Below are 21,406 nucleotides of genomic sequence, written 5' to 3'. Positions count from 1 at the left end.
CCCCCGCCTCTACCTCGACATGAAGCGCCGCGGCTATCGGCTCGCCACCTATGTCAGTACGCGCGCCTTCGTGTGGCGCAACGCCGAGGTGGGCGAGAACAGCTTCATCTTCGAAGGCAACGTGATCCAGCCGTTCGTGCGCGTCGGCAACAACTGCATCCTGTGGAGCGGCAACCACGTGGGCCATCGCACGGTGGTGCACGACAACGTGTTCATCGCTTCGCACGCGGTCATTTCCGGCTATTGCGAGATCGGCGCGAACAGCTTCATCGGCGTGAACAGCACCTTCAACGACCACGTCAGGGTGGCATCCGACAACGTGATCGGCGCCGGTGCGCTGGTGACGCGCGATACCGAGCCGGGGCGGATCTACGTGGGCTCGCCCGCGCGCGCCGTGCCGGACAAGTCCAGCTTCGACGTGAAGCTCTGAGCGCGCATGTACGCGTGGAGCAAAAAGGGGCTGGTGTTCGAAACCGCGCGACAGGGCGTGGGCGGCTGGATGCGCCACTCCGCGCTCACGCCCACGCCGTATCGCCTCGACGACGAGACCATCCGCGTCTACGCGGGGTTTCGCGACGACGAAGGCGTCAGCCGCATCGGCCACGTCGATGTGCGGGCGGACGATCCGGCGACGATCGTGCGGGTCGGCGCCGAACCGGTGCTCGACATCGGCCGCCCCGGCTGCTTCGACGACAACGGGATGATCCTGGGCGACGTGGTCGACGCGCCGGGCGGCCTGCACATGTTCTACGTCGGCTTCCAGCGGGTGGCGCGGGCCAAGTTCCTGGCCTTCACCGGCCTGGCTGTCTCGACCGACGGCGGCGATCACTTTCGGCGCGTGCAGGAAACGCCGATCCTGGATCGGGCGCCCGGTCGCAGCACCATCGGCGCGGTGCATGCGGCCATCCACGAGAACGGTCGCTGGCGGCTGTGGTATGCCGTGGGCGACGACTGGGAAATCATCGGCGGCCAGCCGTTTCCGCGTTACCACATCCGCCATGCGGAGACGGATGATCTCCGCGCGATGGCCCGCGAAGACCAGGTCTGCCTGCTGCCGCGCGGCAGCGAGTACCGCATCGGTCGGCCGCGCGTATATCGGTTCGGCGGCAGATACCTCATGTACTTCACCCGGGGCAATCTCACCGGCGAATATTTTCCCGGCGTGGCCTGCAGCGACGACGGCATCCACTGGGAACGCCACGACGAGTCGCTGGGACTGACGCTTTCCGCCAGCGGCTGGGACTCGCGCACCCTCTGCTATCCCGCGCTGATCCGCCAGCGCGACAAGCTGCTGATGTTCTACAACGGCAACGACATGGGCGTGGACGGCTTCGGCGTCGCCGAGGCGCGCCTGTCCCCCGTCGAGGGTGGCGCGTGATGCTCACCATCAGGCCCTATGCGCCTACCGATGCGAGCGCCTGGGATGCGCTGGTGGCGCGCTCGCGCAACGGCAACCTGCTGCATCGGCGCGGCTACATGGACTATCACGCCGACCGCTTCGTCGACGCCTCCGTGCTGGTCGAGCGCGATGGCGAAGTCGTGGCGGTGTTCCCGGCGAACCTCGCGGGCAAGCTGGCGACCAGCCACGGCGGCCTCACCTATGCCGGGCTGATCAGCAGCCAGGCCCTGCGCGCCGAAGCGACGCTGGCCGTGTTCGGGCAGATCGCCGGGCACTATCGCGCGCTCGGCGTGGAGCGCATCGTCTACAAGGCGGTGCCCCATGTGTTCCATGCGTATCCGGCCGAGGAGGATCTGTACGCCCTGCAGCGCATGGGCGCGCGGCTGATCCGTCGCGACCTGTCGTCGGTGATCGCGCTGCAGGAACCGTTCCGGTTTACCGAGGCGCGCAGGCGTTCCGTCAGGAAGGCGGCGCGGGCAGGCATCGACCTGCAGGTCGGCGCCGACCCGGCCGACTTCCACGCCTTGCTGGTGGAGGTGCTGGACAGGCACCACGTCGCACCGACCCACAGCCTGGCGGAGCTGCGCCTGCTGCAGGCGCGCTTCCCCGGGCAGATCGTGCTGCACGAGGCGCGCAGGAACGGCGTGCTGCTGGCCGGCGCCCTGGTCTACGACTTTGGCCGCGTGGTGCACACCCAGTACCTGGCCGCCTCGGAGCAGGGGCGGCCGCTCGATGCGCTCAGCTTCCTGCTCGCCGCGCTGATCGGCGACACGTATGCGGACCGGCATCATTTTTCCTTCGGTGTCTCCACCGAGCAGGCCGGCACCGTGCTCAACGGCGGGCTGGTCACGCAGAAGGAATATTTCGGTGCGCGCGCCATCGTGCACGATGTCTACGAGTGGCCGCTGTGATGGACGCCATCGCGGATACCCGCCGGGTCGACGTCCCATTCCTGGATCTCGGCGAGGTCAACGCGCGTTACGCCGACGAGCTGAAGGCCGCGGCGGCGCGCGTCATCGATTCGGGCTGGTATGTGCTGGGCGAGGAGCTGGCGGCGTTCGAGCGGGAGTTCGCCGCCTGGTGCGGCGTGCGCCATGCCGTGGGCACGGGCAACGGGCTGGATGCGTTGTCGCTGATCCTGCGCGGCTACCGGGAACTCGGCCTGCTCGCCGAGGGCGACGAGGTCATCGTGCCCGGCAACACCTTCATCGCCAGCTTCCTGGCGATCAGCGAGAACCGCCTGGTGCCGGTGCCGGTGGAGCCCGACGCGGCGACGTTCAATATCGATCCGGCCTGCGTGGCAGCGGCGATCGGTCCGCGCACGCGGGCGATCATGGCGGTGCATCTGTATGGCCAGCTGGCCGACATGCCGGCGCTGCAGGCACTGGCCAGGCAGCACGGGCTGCTGCTGATCGAGGATGCGGCGCAGGCCCATGGCGCGATGCTCGATGGTTGCCGGGCCGGTGCATTCGGCGACGCCGCGGCCTTCAGCTTCTTCCCGGCCAAGAACCTCGGCGCGCTGGGCGACGGCGGCGCGGTGGTGACCGACGACGACGCGCTGGCGCGACGGATCGCGGCGCTGCGCAACTACGGCTCCGACGTGAAATACCGCCACCTCTACCAGGGCGTGAACTCGCGACTCGACGAAATGCAGGCGGCCATGCTGCGGGTGAAGCTCAAGCATCTCGATGCGGACGTGGCGTGGCGCCGCCGCGTGGCGCGTCGCTATCGCGATGGCATCCACCATCCGCAGATCCGGCTGCCGCACATGGTTCGCGAGGAACAGCACGCCTGGCACCTGTTCGTGCTGCGCTGCGCCCAGCGCGATGCGTTGCAGCGGCATCTGCGCGCGCGGGGCATCCAGACCCTGGTGCACTATCCGGTGCCGGTGCATCGGCAGCCTTCGTACCCGTCGTTGCAGCACGTCCACCTGCCGTTGACCGAGCGGCTGTGCGGGGAAGTGCTGAGCCTGCCGATGGGGCCGACCTTGCGCGATGACGACGTGGATCGCGTGATCGACGCCTGCAACGCGTTCGGGCGTGGCGCATGAACATCGTCCGCACCGGCTTCTACACCAGCATCGCCACCGCGGCGCGGCTGCTCGCCGGGCTGGTGGCGATCAAGCTGGTGGCATGGTTCGCCGGGCCCGAGGGCGTGGGCAAGCTCGGCCAGTTCATGAGCCTGATGTCGCTGCTGGCGGTGCTGGCCGGCGGCGGCATCGGCGCGGCCATCGTGAAACATGTCGCCGAGTACCGCGACGATCCGCAGCGGCTGTCGCGCCTGCTGTCCGCCGCGCTGTGCTACGCGTTCTGCGCGTCCTGCCTGATGGGTGGCGTGGCGCTGCTGCTCAGCCGGCAGCTCGCGACATGGCTGCTGGGCGATCCGCAGTACGCCGGGCTGATCCGCGTGCTCGCCGTCGCGCAGCTCGGCATTGCGCTGCTCAACTACCTCCTTGCGGTGGTCAACGGTTTCATGGACGTGCGCCGGCTGGCCTTCATCCAGGTCAGCGGCTCGCTCATCGGCATCGTGATGATGGTCTGGCTGGCGCGCTGGCAGCACCTGCATGGTGCGCTGCTGGCGCTGGTGCTGGGCCAGTTGTCGTGGCTGCTGGTGGGCCTGCCGGCGTGGTGGCGCAGCTCGTACTTCCGCCGCGGCATGCTGCGGCTGCGCTACGACCGCGAGATGAGCTTGCGGCTGGCCACGTTCTCGGTGATGACGCTCAGCTCCGCCCTGCTGCCGCCGCTGGTCAACATCGCGGTGCGCGATCACCTGGCGCTGCAGTTCGGCTGGGAGCCGGTCGGCTACTGGCAGGCCGTGAGCAAGGTGTCGGACGCCTACCTGCTGTTCTTCACCACGGCGATCAACATCCACTACCTGCCCAGGCTGGCGTCGACGCACGAGCGCGCGGCCCTGCTGGCGGAACTGCGCACCGCCTGCCGCATCCTGCTGCCGGCGGTCGTCGTGCTGGCGGCGGTGGTCTACGCGCTGCGGGAATGGGTGACGCGGCTGCTGTTCACGCCGGACTTCGCCGCCGCCAACGCGCTGTATGGGCCGCAGCTGGTCGGCGACGTGATCAAGATCGCCTCCTTCATCCTTTCCTACCTGATGCTGGCCAAGGCGATGACGAAGCTGTTCGTCGTTTCCGAATGCGTGTTCGCCGCCAGCTATGTCGTGCTGGTCTGGGTGCTTGCCGCGCGCTTCGGCCTGGTCGGCGCGATGTATGCGTTCGCGCTCAACTACCTGCTGTATCTGGGCTTCAACCTGCTGGTGGCCCGGCGCTACCTGGGAGGGCTGCGATGATGGACGGCGACGTGCCGATGGACGTGGCGGCGATGCCGCTGGTGTCCGTGCTGATACCGGCGTTCAACCACGAGCGCTTCGTGCAGCGCTGCCTGGACAGCGTGCTGGAAGATCCGTACCCGGCCAAGGAGCTCATCGTCATCGACGACGGCTCCACCGACCGCACCGCCGAACGCATCGCCGACTGGGTGGCGATGCATTGCATGGACATCCCGATCGAGTACGTGCGGCGGGAGAACCGCGGCATCGCGGCGACGCTGAACGAACTGGCGGCGCGCGCCAACGGCGACTTCCTGCGCCCGGGCGCCAGCGACGACTACCTGCTGCCCGGCGGGCTCGACGCCCAGATGCGCTACCTGCTGGCGCATCCGGACAAGGGCGCGGTGATCGGTGACTCGATCGTCGTCGACCAGCATGGCAACCGGATGCACGACAGCGGCATGCGCGTGCTGCACCGCGCCGACAAGCGGCTGTACCGATCCGATGACGGCATCCGCCGCGCCATCATCAGCCACTGGGCCATCGGCGGGCCGGTGGCGCTGATGCGAAGAAGCGCGCTGGACACCGTCGACCGCTGGAGCGAAGGCCTGCGCATCGAGGACTGGGACCTGTTCCTGCGCCTGGCCGCGGCGGATGCGCTGGGCTTCATCGATGTCAGCGTCTGCGCCTACCGCATCCACGGCGCGAACCTGAGCAAGACGCGACACACCGCGACCCGGATCGCCAACCTGGCCGAGTCGCGGCAGGTGGCGCAGCGCCGGGCCTGCCTGTTCGACGAACCGTACAAGACCCTGCTGCAGGCGCAGTCGCACTACATCGGGGCCAAGATCTCGTTCCTCCAGCGGCAGCCGTTGCCGGTGGCAGCCCACCTGCTGGCGTATGCGTGGCTGGCCGCGATGTCGAGGCTGGCGTCGCCCTCGGCGGACCACCGCGCGGAGGCGACATGAAACGCCTGTTGTGCCTGCCCTCGGCGTATCTCGCGCTGCCGCTGCTGCTGGCCTGCGCGGTGACGCTGTTCACCTACGAGCTTCCGCTCGACTACCTGCCGGGCGTGCTGCTGCTGGCGGTGATGGCCGCGGCGATCCTGCTGTTCGACGTGCAGGCGGGGGTCAGGATTCCGCCGACCGCGCGGTTCCGCGCCCGCCGCTACGGCGGCACGCGCGACGCCTTCGTGGCGCTGGCCTTCGCCGGGCTGGTCGCCGCCTTCTGCCTGCTCGACCTGGCGCTGTTCCCGATCCCGCTGTTCAACAATCCGTCGGCCTACGCGGTGATGGAAGGCGGCCACGAACACATCCGGCACGTGTCGGACATGTGCTGGGTGCTGCCGCCGATCGGGCTGCTGTGCGCGAGGAACCGCTGGCTGCGCAACACGCTGATCGCCGTCGGCTTCCTGTTTCCGGTGCTGGTGATCGATCGCAACCGGGTGTTCGCCACGGTGTTCGCGTTTGCGCTGCTGATCATGCTGCGGCGGGACGAGGCCAGGCCCCTGCCGTGGAAGGCCGTCGGCCTGCTGGGCTTCGTCGGCGTCAGCGTCTTCTCGATCCTCGGCATGCTGCGCTCGGGGCCACTGGATCACGTCACCCTGCCGTTCGGCGCGATGTACCGCGCGGCGCCGGAAGGGATCAAGTGGCTGCTGCTCTACGTCAGCGCAGGGCCTTACAACTTCAGCGCGATCCTGGCCAAGGGGTACGTCAACGCCGACTTCCTGATCCACCAGGTCGTGCCGCTGAGCGGTTCGGTCGCGACGGCCGGCACGACGATCCCGCTGGATGCGTCGAACATCAACGTGGGCACGGAGTTCTTCCCGTTCCTGATGGCGCTCGGTCCGTTCGGCGCGGTGGTTTCCATCGTGGGGCTGTACGCGATGCTGCTGTGGAGCGTGCAGCGCCTGCGGCCCACGGTGCCGCTGTTTTCCCTGCTGGTGTTCCTGCGGGTTTCCTACGTCTGCGTGATGGCGCCGTTCGCGCCGCAGGCTTACACGTGGACGAACGCCGGCTTCATCGGCCTGTGCCTGGTCCTGCAGGTTTTCGCCGCGTGGCTGCCGAACCGGCGGTCACCCGGACCGGTGCCCGCGACGACCACGCACACCCTTTTCCCTTCCTCTTCCCGCTGAGCGCAGAACCATGGAACAAGACGAAATCTATCTGATCGATCTGTGGCGGATCTTCACCCGTGGCTGGATGTGGTTCGTCGGGGTGCTGCTGCTGACCCTGGCCTGCACCTACGTCTTCGCGCACACGGTGAAGCGGCAATGGCAGGCGACCGCGTGGATCCAGATCGGCCAGGTCGGGCAGGTCATGCCCGGCCAGGACCCGAAGGTCGAGCCGCTGCTGCGGGTGATCGAGCGGCTGGAACGGGTGCCGTTCGAAAACGAGATCCTGAAAAGCGCCGGCTACGCCGACACCTCGCCGGTGGCCAGGCTCTATCGCAACAGCCTGAAGCTGGAGCCGATGCCCTATGCCGGCCCGCTGATCCGCCTCACGGTGCGGGCGTATTCGCGCCAGCAGGCGGTCGAACTGGCCAACGCGACGGTCGCCCGGCTCAGCGAGGTCCATCGGCAACTCGAGGAGGTGCCGTTGAAGGCGGCGCGGGCGCGCCTCAGCCAGCTCGAGGCCGACCTGCAGACGGCGCTGGCCGACCAGGCCCGCTACCGGCAGGCGGCGATGCCGGGAAACCAGGGCGGGGCGGACAGCAAGGACGTGCAGAACCCGATGCTGGCCAGCCTGCTGCTGGCCAACAAGAGCGAAGAGATCCGCGGCCTGCGGGCAGGGCGGATCGATCTGCTGGAACGTCTCGGGCCCACCTACACCTACAGCACGTCGATGATGTGGCCAGCTTACGTGCCCGACAAGCAGGCGTTTCCGAATCCCGAACTGACCTGGGGCATCGGCCTCCTGCTGGGCCTGTTCCTGGGCGCCTTCGTGACCGTGGTGATGGCACGAAGGCGGCGGCCCGCCTGACGCGGACGATGCATCCGGCGTCGGCGCCATTCAACCAAAACGGCGCTGGCCGGCACTCACGGATCAGCTCCATGAAGTTGCCGGGACCGCTGCGTGACAGGTGCGCGGATGTCGTGGCGAATGGACGGCTGCATCACGGTGGAACGGAGTGGGTTCGATATGCGCGGATGGCACAAGCTGGAAACAGGGCGGCGCGAGGCACCTGCCGGAAGTGTCCGCCCGCCTCCGCGGCGCGCGCCGCTGGACGAGGCGCAGCTGCTCGACACGCAGCGCGCGTTCGACAGCGTGGCCGCCGATTATGACGGGCCGCGCGGCAACAACGAGCTGATCCAGCGCATGCGGCTGACCCTGTGGGACGCCGTGCACAGCGCGGCGCCGCCGGGCGCACGCCTGCTCGACCTGGGCTGCGGCACCGGCATCGACGCGCTCGAATTCGCCCGGCGCGGCTTCCACGTCGTCGCCACCGACTGGTCGCCGCTGATGGTCGAGCGGGCGCGGGCACGGGCGGCGGCAGCGGCGCTGCAGTCGCGCGTCACGGCCATGCATCTGGGCGTGCAGCAGCTCGATCGGCTCGAGGGCGAGTTCGACGGCATCTACTCGAACTTCGGCCCGCTGAACTGCGCGCCGGACCTCGCCGCCGTCGCGGCCGAATGCGCGCGCCTGCTGCGCCCCGGCGGGGGCCTGGTGTTTTCGGTGATGGGCCGGATCTGTCCGTGGGAGCTGGGGCACTACGCGCTGCGCGGCCGCTTCCGGCGCGCCGGCGTGCGCGCCGCGCGGGGCGCGACGGCGGTGGGCATGAACCGTCACACGATCTGGACCCGCTACTACCTGCCGCGCGAGTTCTATCGCGCGTTTGCCGAACACTTTTCGCTGGAGGGCTATCGCGCGCTGAGCCTGTTCATGCCGCCGCCGTACCTGGTGGACTACTACCGTCGCCGGCGCCGCTGGTATGAACGGCTGGGCCGGCTCGACGATCGCCTGGGCGCGCTGCCGCTGCTGCGCGACATGGGCGACCATTTCCTGATCGTGATGCGGCGGCGCTGAGCGCATGGACTTCCTGCAGGCCGCGATGGACGTCAGCCTGTGCCGGGCCGTTTCGGTCACGGCACAGGCCAGCTCGCGCGTGCCGCTGCCGATCCGCGCCGGACGGATCGGTTCCTCGCTGGCCGCGCGGGCGTACCGGATCGATCTGCGCGACCACCTGGTCTTTCCCGGCCTGATCAACGCGCACGAGCATCTGCACGTCAACGCGGTGCCGCCGCTGCCATCCCGCGCGCCGTTCCCCAACAGCTATGCCTGGATCGCCGCCTTCCGTGAGCATTTCGCGGAGCCGGCGGTGGTCGCCGCGCTGCAGGTGCCGAAGGCCTTGCGGCTGCGCCACGGCGCGCTGAAGAACCTGCTCGCCGGCAGCACCTGCGTGGTGCATCACGATCCCTGGCATCCGGTGCTGGACGAGTCGAACTTTCCGGTGACGCTGTTGCGCAACTACGGCTGGAGCTACGCGCTGGGCTGGCCCGATTACGGTCCGCCGGTGCAACCGAGCTTCGCCGCCACGCCCGCCGACCGACCCTGGCTGATCCACCTGGCCGAGGGCACCGACGCGATCGCGCAGGCGGAGCTGGCCCGGCTCGACGAGATGGGCTGCCTGGCGGCGAACAGCGTGCTGGTCCACGGGGTCGGCCTGGGCGAGCAGGACATCGACCGGGTGATCGAGCGCGACGCGGCGGTGGTCTGGTGTCCGACCAGCAATCGCAACCTGCTCGGCCGCTCGCTGGACCCGCGACGGCTGTGCGCGGCGGGCCGGCTTGCGCTGGGCAGCGACTCGCGGCTCAGCGGCGCCCGCGACCTGCTCGACGAAATGCGCGGCATCGCCGTTCGCGGCGAGCTGGGTCCCGACCAGTTGCTCGGCCTGGTCACCAGCCACGCCGCGCGCATCCTGCGCTTGCCTTCGAGTGGCAGCCTGGCAGCGGGAACGCCGGCGGACCTGGTGATCGTCGAGGATCGCGGCGGCGACGAACGCTGCGGCCTGGTCGGCCTCGGGCGCAGCGAGATCCGTGCGGTGGTGCGCCACGGCGTACCGCGCATCGCCGATCCGGATTTCGCCGAATGGTTCGACGTCGCCGGCATGGAAACCGTGCCGGTGACGCTGGACGGCAAGCCGAAACTGCTGGCCAAACCGCTGGCCGAAGCGGCGCTGGTGGCGCTCGAACCCGGCCTCGAACTGGCGGCCGCCCACCGCGCGCGCGACCTCGTCATGGAGGCCGGCTAGCCATGCGGCCGCGTCCTTCGATGCTGATGCCGGCCGAGGCGTATGCGCTGTGGGCATCCAGCTATCCCGCCCGTGCGCACAACCCGGTGATGCGGGCGGAGGAGCGCGCCATGCTCGCGCTGATGCCGGACACGCTGCATGGAGCGGCCGTGCTCGATGTCGGCTGCGGCAGCGGGCGCTACATGCTGCACGCGCTGCGCCGCGGCGCGGCGCGCGTGATCGGCGTGGACCTGTCGGCGCCGATGCTCGCGCGCGCCGACGCGGAGCTGGCCGCGTTGCAGGCCGCCGCGGACGTCGACCTGATCCAGGGCAGCCTGGCGGCGCTGCCCGTGCCGGACGCGCGGGCGAACCTGACCCTCTGCGGCCTGGTCGTCGGCCATCTCGACGACCTGCAGCGAGCGCTGGCCGAGCTGTGCCGGGTGACCCGGCCCGGCGGCACGCTGTTGTGCAGCGACGTGCATCCGATCGGGCATGCGCTGGGCTGGCTGCGCGATTTCAAGTCGGACGGCCGGCACTACGCCGTGCAGCACACCCAGCACCTGTACAGCCACTGGCACGCGGCCTGCGCCGCGCTCGGGCTGCGCATCGAGCAGGTGCTGGAGCCGATGCTCGATCCGGCCGACATCCCCGCCACGGCGCGCTTCGACCGCGCCGCGCTGGAGGTTCCCGTGGCGCTGGTGTTCCGGCTGCGGCGGCCGGTTTGAATACCCGAGACGTCCGATGACTCATCGCCCCATGCCTGATCGCCCCATGCCTAATCGCCCCAGTACATTGCTGGTCAACCCGACGGTCACCACGCGTCCGCGCTTTCCGCTGTCGCTGCTGAACCTGGCCGCGGCACTGGATCGCTTCGGCGACAGCCACATCGTGGACGGCAACATCGATCGGGACCTGGTGAACGCGACCCTGGCCGCCGCCGGGAAACAGCATTACGACGCCATCGGCATCGGCATCATGGGCGGCCCGCAGCTGGCGCCGGCGATCGCCGTGTCGAAGGCGATCCGCGAGCATCATCCGTCGATGTCGATCATCTGGGGCGGCTACTTCCCCACGCTGTATACCGACACCACGCTGGCTGCGCCCTATGTGGACTACGCGGTGCGCGGGCAGGGCGAGGAAAGCCTGGTCGAGCTGGTCTCGGCGCTGGCCCGCGGCGGCGGCGACGAGGCGCTGGCCAGGATCGGTGGCTTGTCCTGGCGCCGCGATGGCGAGGTCGTGCACAACCCCAATCGCAGCTTCCGGCACGGCGATGCCGCGCTGGTGCTGCCGTATGAAAAGCTGGGCGACCCGGACAAGTATCTGGCAAGCACCTTTCTCGGCCGGCGTACCGCCGTGCACCAGGCCTCGATCGGTTGTCGCTTCCGCTGCACGTTCTGCGGCGTGGCGGCGATGTTCGGCGGTGCGACCTCGCTGCCGCCGGCGGAGCGGCTGGAGCGCGAACTGAATTACCTCAAGTACGAACTCGGTGCCGATTCCATCCTGTTCTACGACCACAACTTCTTCGACCGCGAACAGGACATGATCCCGCTGCTCGAGATCATGGCCCGGCTCGAAATGCCCTGGTGGTGTTTCGCACGCGCCGATGCCCTGCTCAAGCTTTCCGAAAGCACCTGGGAACTGGTGCGCAAGAGCAGGTTGCGCATGGCCTACATCGGCGCCGAATCACCGAGCGGCGCGATGCTCAAGGAAATCCGCAAGGGCACGCGGCCGGACCAGACCCTGGCGGTGGCCGAGCTGTGTCAGCGCCACGGCGTGATCCCCGAGTTCTCCTTCATGCTGGCGCCGCCGGTGAACACCGAAGAGGAAACCGAACTGACCTTCGAGTTCATCCGCGAATTGAAACGGATCAATCCCGCCTCGGAAATCATCACCTACATCTACACGCCGCTGCCGGAGGGCAGCAAGCACGAGAAGGAGCGCGGCAAGCATCCTGCCGCGCCCCTGCTCGACCTTCACGGCGAGCCGGTGGTGTTTCCCTCCACGCCGGACGAATGGACGCAACGTCGCTGGGTGGACTACGCCTGCCATGCCGATGCGCCGTGGCTCAGCGACAAGCTGCGCCAGCGCATCTACGACTTCGTCACCGTGCTGCGCTGTCGCTATCCCACCGTGCAGGATGTGCGTTCACCCCACTGGGCCAAGCGCAGCCTGAGCGCGATGGCGTCGTGGCGTTATCGCCATCGGCGCTACAACCATCCGTGGGAACTCAACATCGCCAATCGCTTCGTGCAACTGCGCACGCCGCAAATCACCGGCGCGTAGCGATGGCGGCCCTGCACGTCGCGCAGCTCAACTTCCTGCCGGCCCCCGAGGACCTCGCGCCGAACCAGGTGCTTGAGCAGTGGCACTCGCTGGTGGACGTCGCCGAGGCGGCGGCCAGCGCCGGCACCCGGGTGTCGGTGGTTCAGGCGGCGGCGCGGGAAGAGCTGATCACCCGCAACGGCATCGACTATCACTTCGTCGACATCCGTGGACTGGAAACGGCGACCAACCGGGGCCGCCGTTTCGCCAGCCTGCTCGGCGACATCGACGCCGACGTGCTGCACGGGCACAGCCTGGGTTTCGCCGAGGATGCCTTCGCGATCGCGCAATGCCTGCCGCGGCTGCCGATCATCCTGCAGGACCACGCTGATCGGCCGCCGCGCTGGTGGCGCCGTTCGCCGTGGCGACGCTGGTATGCGGCGCTGGCCGGCGTGGCCTTCACCGCGCCCGAGCTGGCGCGACCGTTCACCCGGGCCGGGCTGTTCGGTCCGCACACACACCACTTCGCGATACCCGAGTCCAGCAGCCGCTTCAGCGTGGGCAGTCGCGCCGATGCGCGCGCACAGACGGGTCTTCGTGGTGATCCCTGCGTGCTGTGGGTGGGCCACCTGAATCCCGGCAAGGACCCGTTGAGCGTGCTCGACGGCGTGTCGCTGGCGGCGCGACAACTGCCCGGCCTGCAGTTGTGGTGCGCCTTCGGCAGCGCGCCGCTGCTCGACGAGGTGCAGGCGCGCATCGCGCGTGATCCGCACCTTGCCCAACGCGTGCATCTGCTGGGCAAGGTGGTGCACGCGCAGGTCGAGGGGCTGATGCGCGCGGCGGATCTGTTCGTCTCGGGCAGCCGCGCCGAGAGCTGCGGCTACGCCGTGCTCGAAGCGCTGGCCTGCGGTGTCACGCCGGTGGTCACGGATATTCCCTCCTTCCGGGCGCTGCTCGGCGGCAGTGGCGTCGGCCACTTGTGGCCCTGTGGTGATGCGGCGCAGCTGGCCCAAGCGCTGGTCGCTGCCGCCGCCAGCCGGCCATCGCCAGCGCAGGTGCGCGCGCATTTCGACGCCGCGCTGTCGTTCGCCGCGGTGGGCCGGCAATGGGCCGATGCCTATGCGCAAGTCCACGCCGAGCGGCGCCGGAGCGTGTCGTGAAACTTGCCCTGGTGCTGCCGGGCGGGGTGGATCGCAGCGGTGAGGTCCGGGTGATCCCGGCCCTGCTGGCGCTGATCGAACGGCTGGCGCGCACGCACGAGGTGCATGTCTTCGCGCTGCACCAGGAAGCCGCGCCGGGTCGCTGGGAACTCGCCGGCGCGAACATCCACAACATCGGCAGCGGCTGGACCCGGTGGCGCGCGATCGCGGCGATCCGCGCCGAGCATCGCCGCGCGCCGTTCGACGTGGTCCAGGCGATCTTTTCCGGTTCGTGCAGCCTGGTCGCGGTGGCCGCGGCCACGCTGTTGCGGCTGCCCAGCCTGGTGCATGTCGCCGGCGGCGAGCTGGTCGCGCTGCACGCGATCGACTACGGCGGACGCCGAAAATGGAAGGGACGCCTGCGCGAGGCCTGCGTGCTGCGCGCCGCCGATGTCGTGACGGCCGCCAGCGCGCCGATCATCGACGCACTGCGGGCGCTCGGCATCGAGGCGCAACGCGTGCCGCTTGGCGTCGACCTGCAGGCGTGGCCGCCGCTCGCACCGCGCGCGCGGCGCGACGGGCCAGCGCGGCTGATCCACGTCGCCAGCCTCAACCGGGTGAAGGATCAGCCGACCCTGTTGCAGGCACTGGCCGTTCTACGCAACGCCGGGCTGGCGTTCCACATGGAGATCGTCGGCGTGGACACCTTGCAGGGCGAGCTGCAACGGCTGGCCGAACAGCTTGGACTGGAACACTGCGTCGAATTTCTCGGATTCCGGACGCAACGCGAACTGCGTCCGCTGATGGAGGCGGCCGACCTGCTGGTGATGTCGTCGCTGCACGAGGCCGGCCCGCTGGTGTTGCTGGAGGCCGCGGTGGCCGGCGTGCCGGCGGTGGGCACGGCGGTCGGACACTTCGTGGAGTGGTCGCCCGCGGCGGCGTGCTGCGTGCCGGTCGGTGACGCGGGCGCGCTGGCCGAGGCGATCGGGGCGCTGCTTGCCGACGAACCGCGGCGCCAGCGCATGGCCGAGGCCGCGCAGCACCGGGCGCTGGCCGAGGACGCCGACTGCACCGGGCGACTGTTCGAGGCGCTGTACCGCCACGTGTGCACGGACGCGCGGGCATCAGCCCGGTTTGCGGGCGACGTAGAGCCGAAACCTTGAAGGCTCGCGGCGGCCGCGAAGTTTCGCGATGAGCGGGCGCAGCGCCCAGCGCGGGCCGTACCACGGGCGATGGACCTCCCAGCGGATCGACAGCGCGTCCGCCATGCGGCGCAGACGCTCGTCGGTGAGGTAGCCGAGGCTGGCGATCGCGTCCGCCGCGACGCCATGACGGCGCAGGAAGAACTCGCGGCGCTCGGCCAGCATCTGCCGGCCGCTTTCGTCGCGGGCGTACCACGGCGTGTCGGCGATGATCAGCATGCCGCCGACCTTCAGGCAGCGCAGCGCTTCGCGCAGGCAGGCCTCGGCGTCTTCGGCGTAGTGGAAGGAGGCGTTGAACACCGCGACGTCGAACTGCGCGTCGGCGAACGGCAGGTGGCGCATCTCGGCCCGGAAGCGCGGAAACAGCGTCCGCAGCCGTGCCCGGTAATGCCGCGCCGCGCCCAGCCCGTCACGATCGTTGGTGAGCAGGTCGACCGCAACCGGCTGATACCCGGCCAGTGCCAGGCGATAACTCATCCAGCCGTTGCCCGCGCCGAGGTCGAGCACGCGACTGCCTGCCAGCAGATGCCGCACGATGTAGTCGTAGCTGCGCGCACGCATCCGCCACTGGTCGCGATCCCTTGCCGTGGTGTCGCGGTAGGGCAGGGCGAGGTAGAACGCCTCGCTTTCGCTGCCGCGACCTTCCGAGGTCCTGATCCGCTCGTAATCCGCGATGAAGCGGGCCAGGCGCGCGGCCGATTCCGGCAGCAGCGCGTGGGCGATGCCATCGTCCATCGCGATGGAAAATCCGCAGTTCGCACAGTCCAGCGCGTCGATGGCGTTGCCGCAGCGGGGACAGCGCAGCCGGAGGTCCCACCGTCGTGCATCCGTCGCGGCTCGCTTCCCGGTCATGGACGGGAAGCGCCTAGGGTGCCGGCGCCGCGGAGTCGAGCGCCGCGCGCACCGCGTACAAGGTGTCCATCCGCGGCACCGGGCGGGTCAGCCAGGTCAGGATGCGCCGCACATGGTTCGTGGTGACCCAGCTCTGGTCCTGCAGCCACAACTGGGTCCGCACCATGTCGGCCCGTTCCCGGATCGCTTCCTCCGTCGGTCGCAGCCGGTTCCTGACGTAGCGCCCGACTTCACCCACGGAGCGCGACCACTCGATGCCGGGCAGCGCGTGCAACCATAGCTCCGAGCACGACACCCGGGTCAGGGTCTGGCGCCGCGAGATCGTGCGCAGCAGGCGCGGGCAGTCGCGTTCGAGTCGGGCAAACACCGCCTCGGGCACCGCGTTCCTGTAGTAGCGCGCCACCAGCCGCAGCGGCGGCAGCGCCCACCAGGGCGGCTCGGCGGCTTCCCACAGGACGTCCCAGTCAGCGGCGACCATCCGCGTGGCCAGCAGCGAGATGTCATGCAGGTGCAGCAGGCGCAGGCTGCGACCGCAGATGTTGCCTGCCGCGTGCAGCAGCAGGTGGCTCATCAGGGCGCCGGTCGACGGGTAGTCGTTCAAGCCCGCTTGCGGCACGCGCGGATAGATCCGCCCGGTGATGTCGACGGTGGAGACCGGCAGTCGTTCCTGGATGCGCGTGTGCAGCTCGATGTTGACCGGCGTGTCGCGGTGTTCGCCCAGCCCGGGAACGGGCGCGCCCTCGGCCGGCTTGAACACGCGGTGCTTCCACTGCACGAACGACTCCACGTAGCCGAGCTCCTGCAGCAAGGCGATCGTCGCCGCGGCATCGCTTTCGCGCACCAGCAGGTCGATGTCCGCCATCGGTCGTTCGCCCGGCGCGTAGAGTCCCAGCGCATGCAGGGCGGAACCCTTCAACGGCACGACGGCCAGCCCGGTGCTACGCGCGGCAGCGTCGATGCGTTGCAGCAGGGTGCCGATGCGCCGATGGCGCAGTTCGACATGCTCGCGCTGGCTGTCGAGGAACCGGCGCCACGACGGGCGCTGCCAGGTCGAGCACTGGCTGAGCAGCGGCGACACACCGTGCGCGGCGGCGACCGCCGCGGCCAGCTGCCATTCGAGTTCGCTCCACGGCGGCGTGGCGCCGCCCGGCCGCGACAGCGCCAGCTCCACGGCGAGCGCTTCGGTGGTGCGGCGCAGGCCCGCCTTAACGATGTTGAGCGGCGGCAGCATGGCGGGCCGGTTCGGCATGGTCGGGCGTCGTCGCGGGCGCTGGGGCGGTGGCGTCTTCGCTGCGGTGCGCGCGCTCGTCGGCAATCAGCGCGGCCCATCGCGCCTCGAACGCCGCGCGGGCTTCGCGGTGCTGCTGCGGCGATTGGGCGGCTTTCGACTGCTGCAGCACGACCTGCTCGTGCAGCAGGTCGCGCACGTGGCGATAGAAGTCCGAGTCGTAGGCGCCGCGGAACATCATGGCCAGGTCGCCGCTGTCCTGCCAATGCGTCTTCGCGCCGAGCTGGGCCTTCACCTGTTCGTAGAATTTCGTGCCCGGCAACGGATACGACACGCTGACGCCGATGTCGTCCGGCGCGGCCTGCGTGATCAGCTCGCGGGTCGCCAGCAGGTCGACGAGTTGTTCGCCCTGATAGCCGAGCTGGATGAAGAAGCCCACCCGGATGCCGTGTTCGCCCAGCCGCGCGCGGGCGGCGATGAGGTCGGCGACGCGGGTGCCCTTGTTCATCGCGTCCAGCACGCGCTGGCTGCCGCTCTCCGCGCCGATCCATGCCTCGGCGCAGCCGGCGTGTTCCAGCGCCGCGGCCATTCGCTCGCTGATCAGGTCGGCGCGGGTCTGGATGGTGAACGGCACCGAGCCGTCGGCGTCAGCCAGGTGCCCGGCGAATTCGCCGACCCAGTCGACGCGGAAACCGAAGATGTCGTCCGCCAGCCAGATGTGGTCGGGCTGGAATGTCCGTTTCAGGTAGGTCATTTCCGCCGCCACGTCGCTGGCGCTGCGCTGGTTGTAGTGGTTGCCCCAGATCGGCTTGGCGCACCAGTTGCAGCGGAACGGACAGCCGCGCGAGGCCGCCATGTTGAGGCTGAAGTAGCCGTGCCGTTCGAGCCACATCGCGCGATAGCGTTCGACGTCGACCAGGTCCCAGGCGGGATGGCCGACCAGCCGCGGGTCCGGCGGCAGCACGCCCACGCGGGTCAGCTGTGTCTGCCCGTTGGTCAGCGTGGCCACGCCGGCGATGCCCGCGACCCAGCGCGGCGTGTCGATGGCCGGGTCGCGCTGCAGCCGCCCGACCAGTTCGATCAGGGCCGCGATGCCTTCGCCGATCAGCACGGCATCCGCGCCCGCCGCCAGGAAGGCGTCCGGGTGGTCGGACGCGTCGGAGCCGGCGACGATCACCCGCGCGCCGTCGGCGCGGGCCTCGGCGATCATCTGGCAGGCCGCCTCGCGCATGCGGCCCAGGCACATCTTGGTCAGGTAGTTGAAGTTGTCCTCGTAGAGGACGACCACATCCGGCCGCGTGCTCTGCAGCGCGGCCTGGTAGTCCTCCACGCCCGCGGCCAGCATCGCGTCGAACAGCGCGACCTGGTGCCCCATCTGCCGCAGCAGGGCAGCGACCTGGATCGTGGCGAGCGGCGGATAAGGCTTGCCGCGCTCCCACTGCTTCGGGTCGTAAGCCAGGAAGTAGGAGTGGCCGACCTGAATCTTGAGCATCTGCTGGAGGCCTCGATCATCGTGGGAAGCAACGGCAGCCATGGGCCGCGTCGGCTCCCGCTTCCGCGCTGGCTGCCGGTGAGTGCGCCAGCGGGCCGCTTCGGTTGCCCCGCGCGGCAAAAAAGTCCGCAGCGGTGTGCAGGCACAACCTTTGCCGCCCGCGGCGACACTCAGTAAGCAGACGCCCGCTGCGTGCAGCGCCGCGGCCACGCCATGGCGCGCCACCAGGACCCTGATCGAGACGATGACCTTGCTCCCCTGCGCCGGCGACCGCGACATCCCTGCCGACCCGTTCGAGGAGCGGCGCGTTCCTGTGTCCTGCGTGGAGCGACAGATCCTGGGCGGCCGTTTCCGCTTCGAGAGCGGCAGCGAGGCGCTGCTCGCCCTGGTCGATGCCGCCTACGCGGGTTTGCCGCCGCAGCGGTTGCCGGTGGCCGATGCGGCGTTCCGCATCGAGCTGCGCCTGGTATCGCGGCCGGCTCCATCACCCACGGCCGAACCCCCGCCGGTGCAGGTGCAGTCCGGCGCGGGCCTGATCTGCGGCGTGATGGACGCCGCGAACTACGTGGTGCTGGACCCCGCGCAGCGGCAGGCGCTGGTGGTGGCCTCGGACGACATGCTGCTGCACCCCTACCACCTGCGCTACGAGCTCATCGAGTTCGCGGTGTTCACCCTGGCCACGCGTGGACTGGGGCTGGTGCCGCTGCACGGCGCCTGCGTCGGCCGCGACGGGCGCGGCGTCCTGCTGCTCGGCGCGAGCGGCGCGGGCAAGTCGACGCTGGCCTTGCACAGTCTGCTGCTCGGCCTGGACTTCCTCGCCGAGGATGCCGTCTTCGTGCAGCCCGAACGCATGCTGGCCACCGGCGTCGCCAACTTCCTGCATGTGCAGGCCGATGCGCTGCGGTTCGTCGATGACGAGCGCAGCCGCCGCTGGGTGGCGAGCGCGCCAGTCATCCGCCGCCGCAGCGGCGTCGAGAAATTCGAGGCCGACCTGAGGCAGGCCCGTGGCCGGCTGGCGCCGCAGCCGCTGGCGCTGGCCGGCGCGGTGTTCGTGTCCAGCCAGCTGGCCGACGATCCCGCCGCCCTGCTCACGCCGATTCCCGCCGGCGAGATCGCCGCACGACTGCGCACGGATCAGCCGTATGCGTCCGGCCAGCCCGGCTGGCATCGTTTCGAGCAGCAGCTGATCGCGCAAGGCGTGCACGAACTGCGCCGCGGGCGCCATCCGCGTTCTTCGGTCGATGCCTTGCGCCAACTGCTGCCTGCCGTCGGCGCACCCGCATGAAGCGGTCCGCCGAAGCACGGCCGACGCGCGATCGCAGCTACGACATGCTGCGTTCGCTGGTACGCACATTCACGCGCGTCGACACGGTGGAAACCGCGGCCTACGTGCTGCTGTCGCTGGCCAGCGCGCTGGCCGGCAGCCTCGCGGCCGTGCTGCTGGTGCCGCTGGTGCAGCCCGGCCATGCGCGGACGTTCGCCGGCGGCGTGTTTGCCGCGCGCGGCGGCGTGGAGTTGCAGGCGGCGATCTTCGCGGCGGCCACGTTCGCCTTCGCCGTGCTGCGCTGGTCGACCGCCCGCCTGGGCGCCCGCCTGACCGCACGTTACGGCATGACCCGGCGCCGCCAGGTGCACGCGCGCCTGCTCGACGCGCGGCTGGATGCGCTGGCGGATTCGACCTCGGCCGAGATCGCCAACGTGCTCACCTACAACGTCGAAATCATTACCCAGGGTTTCAGCGCCCTGCAGCAACTGCTGGTTGCGGGCGTCACTTCGCTGGTCAGTCTGGCGGCGGCGTTCTGGGTCTGTCCGCCGCTGATGCTGGCGACGCCACTGTTTGCCGTGTTCGGCGTGATCGCCTCGCGCGCGTTCGGTCGCGAACAGTCGCGGGTCGGTCGCCAGTACGTCGCCGACATGACGCGTCTGTTCTGGCACAGCGAGGACTTCCCGCGACGGCTGCGCCACGTGCGCTCGTTCCAGCGCGAGGATGCCGAGAAGCACAGCTACGGCGCGATCTCCGCCGAGCTTGGCCAGGGCTATCGACGCCAGCTGGAACTCGTCGCCAACGGGCGGCTGCTGCTGGAGCTGCTGGCGGCGGTCGGGATCGCGGCAGTCTTCGTGCTGGCCTACCGCTGGCGCGGGGTCGATCAGGCCGCGCTGATCGCGGCCTGCCTGCTGCTGGGGCGACTGCTGCCGTACCTGGTGTCGACCCGGCAGAGCTTCCAGCAATTGCGTTCGGCTGCGCCCGCGTTCGAGCTGTGGCAGCGCTACATGGGCCTGGAGGCGGTGCGCTCTTCGGCGGCATCGGCGCCGGCGGATCGGACAGCGTTGCACATCGAACGGATGCAGCTGGCGCCGCCACTGGCCGCTGTCGATGTCCGCCACCTGCGCCTGGCGCCCGGCGAGCTGACCCTGGTTTCCGGCGACTCCGGCATCGGCAAGAGCAGCCTGGTCGACGTGCTGGCCGGCATGAGCCCGCCCGGGATTTTCGCGGCACGGGTCGACGGACATTCCATCGGCTTCGGCGAATACCGCGAGCGGGTGCGGCATGGCGCCTATGTCAGCCAGAGCGTGCGTCCGTGGCAATACTCGGTGCGCGAATGCCTGCACTGGGCCGCGCCGGAAGCGAGCGACGAGATGATGCAGGCCGCGCTGCTGGATGTCGGCCTCGACAAGCGGCTGGCCGATTCACCGGATGGACTGGACACCACGCTGCACAGCGCGTCGAGCCGATTGTCCGGCGGCGAACTGCAACGCCTGCTACTGGCTCAGGTGATTCTGCGCCAGCCGTTCCTCGCCGTGCTCGACGAAGCCACCAGTGCGCTCGACGCCGCCTCCGAGATCCGCGTACTGGCCGCGATGAAGCGCCGATTGCCCCGCACGATACTCATCGTGGTATCGCACCGGGCCAGCGTGGCGACGATCGCCGACCAGTGCCTGAGCATCGACGGCGACTTGGTCGCCACGGTTTCCACGAAGGCTGGCCTGCGCAGCGCTGAGCCGCAAACGCATGGCGAGCGTGGGCGCCCGCACGAAAGGCTGGTATGAGTCATGGACAGACGCTGTGCGGTCGATCCCGGGCCCGCAGCGATCGGTCCCGCACTACCCGACCGTGCATTTGATCGGCGTCAAACGTGTGCGTGGGTTTGCAGCCCACAGGCGCGTCGGACACTGATCTCTGTGCAAATTTAATTAGCCACGTCCCCTTTAGTCTCTTCAACGCTGGAGTTAAGCGGCGGCGCAGCCGTCCGCCTTGAACGAGATGTTAGAGGTCGCGAATTCAAATACTAAGTGCACAGGCGCGGCCCCGAAGGATAGTCGAGG

At 69.5% G+C, this 21,406-nt stretch carries 19 protein-coding genes; 16 read left to right on the top strand and 3 right to left on the bottom strand.

Annotation, left to right across the window (positions count from 1 at the left end; translation table 11 throughout):
• The 14 genes from ASD82_RS01425 to ASD82_RS01360 form a co-directional block, all read left to right on the top strand.
• The coding region (locus ASD82_RS01425; RefSeq protein WP_162253802.1) for an acetyltransferase at positions 1 to 430 on the top strand (430 nt) is incomplete at its 5' end.
• Between the two features lie 6 nt (positions 431 to 436).
• Positions 437 to 1,378 carry a hypothetical protein gene (locus ASD82_RS01420; protein WP_056714354.1) on the top strand — a complete coding sequence of 314 codons (942 nt, stop codon included), beginning with the start codon at positions 437 to 439 and terminating at the stop codon, positions 1,376 to 1,378.
• A complete protein-coding gene (locus tag ASD82_RS01415) occupies positions 1,378 to 2,310 on the top strand; it encodes a GNAT family N-acetyltransferase (RefSeq protein ID WP_056714351.1) in 933 nt (310 codons plus the stop codon). The genes ASD82_RS01420 and ASD82_RS01415 overlap by 1 nt, the downstream gene beginning before the upstream one ends.
• The gene (locus ASD82_RS01410; protein WP_056714347.1) at positions 2,310 to 3,449 is read left to right on the top strand and encodes a DegT/DnrJ/EryC1/StrS family aminotransferase; all 1,140 of its coding nucleotides are present in this window, start codon (positions 2,310 to 2,312) and stop codon (positions 3,447 to 3,449) included. The genes ASD82_RS01415 and ASD82_RS01410 overlap by 1 nt, the downstream gene beginning before the upstream one ends.
• The gene (locus ASD82_RS01405) at positions 3,446 to 4,699 is read left to right on the top strand and encodes an O-antigen translocase (protein WP_056714345.1); all 1,254 of its coding nucleotides are present in this window, start codon (positions 3,446 to 3,448) and stop codon (positions 4,697 to 4,699) included. Before ASD82_RS01410 ends, ASD82_RS01405 begins: the two co-directional genes overlap by 4 nt.
• The gene (locus ASD82_RS01400; RefSeq protein WP_056714366.1) at positions 4,699 to 5,646 is read left to right on the top strand and encodes a glycosyltransferase; all 948 of its coding nucleotides are present in this window, start codon (positions 4,699 to 4,701) and stop codon (positions 5,644 to 5,646) included. Before ASD82_RS01405 ends, ASD82_RS01400 begins: the two co-directional genes overlap by 1 nt.
• Complete coding sequence (locus ASD82_RS01395) at positions 5,643 to 6,812, top strand: hypothetical protein (RefSeq protein WP_056714363.1); 1,170 nt, start codon at positions 5,643 to 5,645, stop codon at positions 6,810 to 6,812. The genes ASD82_RS01400 and ASD82_RS01395 overlap by 4 nt, the downstream gene beginning before the upstream one ends.
• Positions 6,813 to 6,822: 10 nt before the next feature.
• Positions 6,823 to 7,659 (top strand): Wzz/FepE/Etk N-terminal domain-containing protein, encoded by an 837-nt coding sequence (locus ASD82_RS01390; RefSeq protein WP_056714341.1) that lies wholly within the window; start codon positions 6,823 to 6,825, stop codon positions 7,657 to 7,659.
• A gap of 159 nt (positions 7,660 to 7,818) precedes the next feature.
• Positions 7,819 to 8,703, top strand: coding sequence for a class I SAM-dependent methyltransferase (locus ASD82_RS01385; RefSeq protein WP_082585206.1), 885 nt, complete (start codon positions 7,819 to 7,821; stop codon positions 8,701 to 8,703).
• Between the two features lie 25 nt (positions 8,704 to 8,728).
• Positions 8,729 to 9,928, top strand: a complete 1,200-nt coding sequence (locus tag ASD82_RS01380) for an amidohydrolase family protein (RefSeq protein ID WP_235577830.1) — start codon at positions 8,729 to 8,731, stop codon at positions 9,926 to 9,928.
• Positions 9,929 to 9,930: 2 nt separating this feature from the next.
• The gene (locus ASD82_RS01375; RefSeq protein WP_056714335.1) at positions 9,931 to 10,632 is read left to right on the top strand and encodes a class I SAM-dependent methyltransferase; all 702 of its coding nucleotides are present in this window, start codon (positions 9,931 to 9,933) and stop codon (positions 10,630 to 10,632) included.
• A gap of 46 nt (positions 10,633 to 10,678) precedes the next feature.
• Entirely contained in the window at positions 10,679 to 12,190 is a 1,512-nt protein-coding gene (locus tag ASD82_RS01370) for a radical SAM protein (protein ID WP_056714332.1), read from the top strand.
• Between the two features lie 2 nt (positions 12,191 to 12,192).
• The gene (locus ASD82_RS01365) at positions 12,193 to 13,329 is read left to right on the top strand and encodes a glycosyltransferase family 4 protein (protein WP_157599150.1); all 1,137 of its coding nucleotides are present in this window, start codon (positions 12,193 to 12,195) and stop codon (positions 13,327 to 13,329) included.
• Positions 13,326 to 14,471 (top strand): glycosyltransferase family 4 protein, encoded by a 1,146-nt coding sequence (locus tag ASD82_RS01360; RefSeq protein ID WP_056714329.1) that lies wholly within the window; start codon positions 13,326 to 13,328, stop codon positions 14,469 to 14,471. Before ASD82_RS01365 ends, ASD82_RS01360 begins: the two co-directional genes overlap by 4 nt.
• Here the strand turns inward: ASD82_RS01360 and ASD82_RS01355 are convergent.
• From ASD82_RS01355 to ASD82_RS01345, 3 genes are all read right to left on the bottom strand, one after another.
• Positions 14,433 to 15,245: a class I SAM-dependent methyltransferase gene (locus ASD82_RS01355; RefSeq protein WP_235580602.1), complete on the bottom strand. Its 813-nt coding sequence runs from the start codon at positions 15,243 to 15,245 to the stop codon at positions 14,433 to 14,435. The two genes, ASD82_RS01360 and ASD82_RS01355, sit on opposite strands and share 39 nt — an antisense overlap.
• A gap of 130 nt (positions 15,246 to 15,375) precedes the next feature.
• Positions 15,376 to 16,593 (bottom strand): nucleotidyltransferase family protein, encoded by a 1,218-nt coding sequence (locus ASD82_RS01350; RefSeq protein WP_056714323.1) that lies wholly within the window; start codon positions 16,591 to 16,593, stop codon positions 15,376 to 15,378.
• A complete protein-coding gene (locus ASD82_RS01345; RefSeq protein ID WP_056714320.1) occupies positions 16,568 to 18,082 on the bottom strand; it encodes a radical SAM protein in 1,515 nt (504 codons plus the stop codon). The genes ASD82_RS01350 and ASD82_RS01345 overlap by 26 nt, the downstream gene beginning before the upstream one ends.
• A 244-nt stretch (positions 18,083 to 18,326) precedes the next feature.
• Here ASD82_RS01345 and ASD82_RS01340 point away from each other — a divergent pair, with 244 nt between their 5' ends.
• A complete protein-coding gene (locus ASD82_RS01340; RefSeq protein ID WP_056714317.1) occupies positions 18,327 to 19,367 on the top strand; it encodes a serine kinase in 1,041 nt (346 codons plus the stop codon).
• A gap of 44 nt (positions 19,368 to 19,411) precedes the next feature.
• Positions 19,412 to 21,130, top strand: a complete 1,719-nt coding sequence (locus ASD82_RS01335; RefSeq protein ID WP_235580603.1) for an ABC transporter ATP-binding protein — start codon at positions 19,412 to 19,414, stop codon at positions 21,128 to 21,130.
• The last annotated feature ends 276 nt before the right edge of the window (positions 21,131 to 21,406 follow it).

Source organism: Rhodanobacter sp. Root179, assembly GCF_001428465.1.
Taxonomy (GTDB): domain Bacteria; phylum Pseudomonadota; class Gammaproteobacteria; order Xanthomonadales; family Rhodanobacteraceae; genus Rhodanobacter.
Note: the sequence above shows the minus strand (reverse complement) of the source record. Positions and strands in the feature narration are given on the sequence as shown.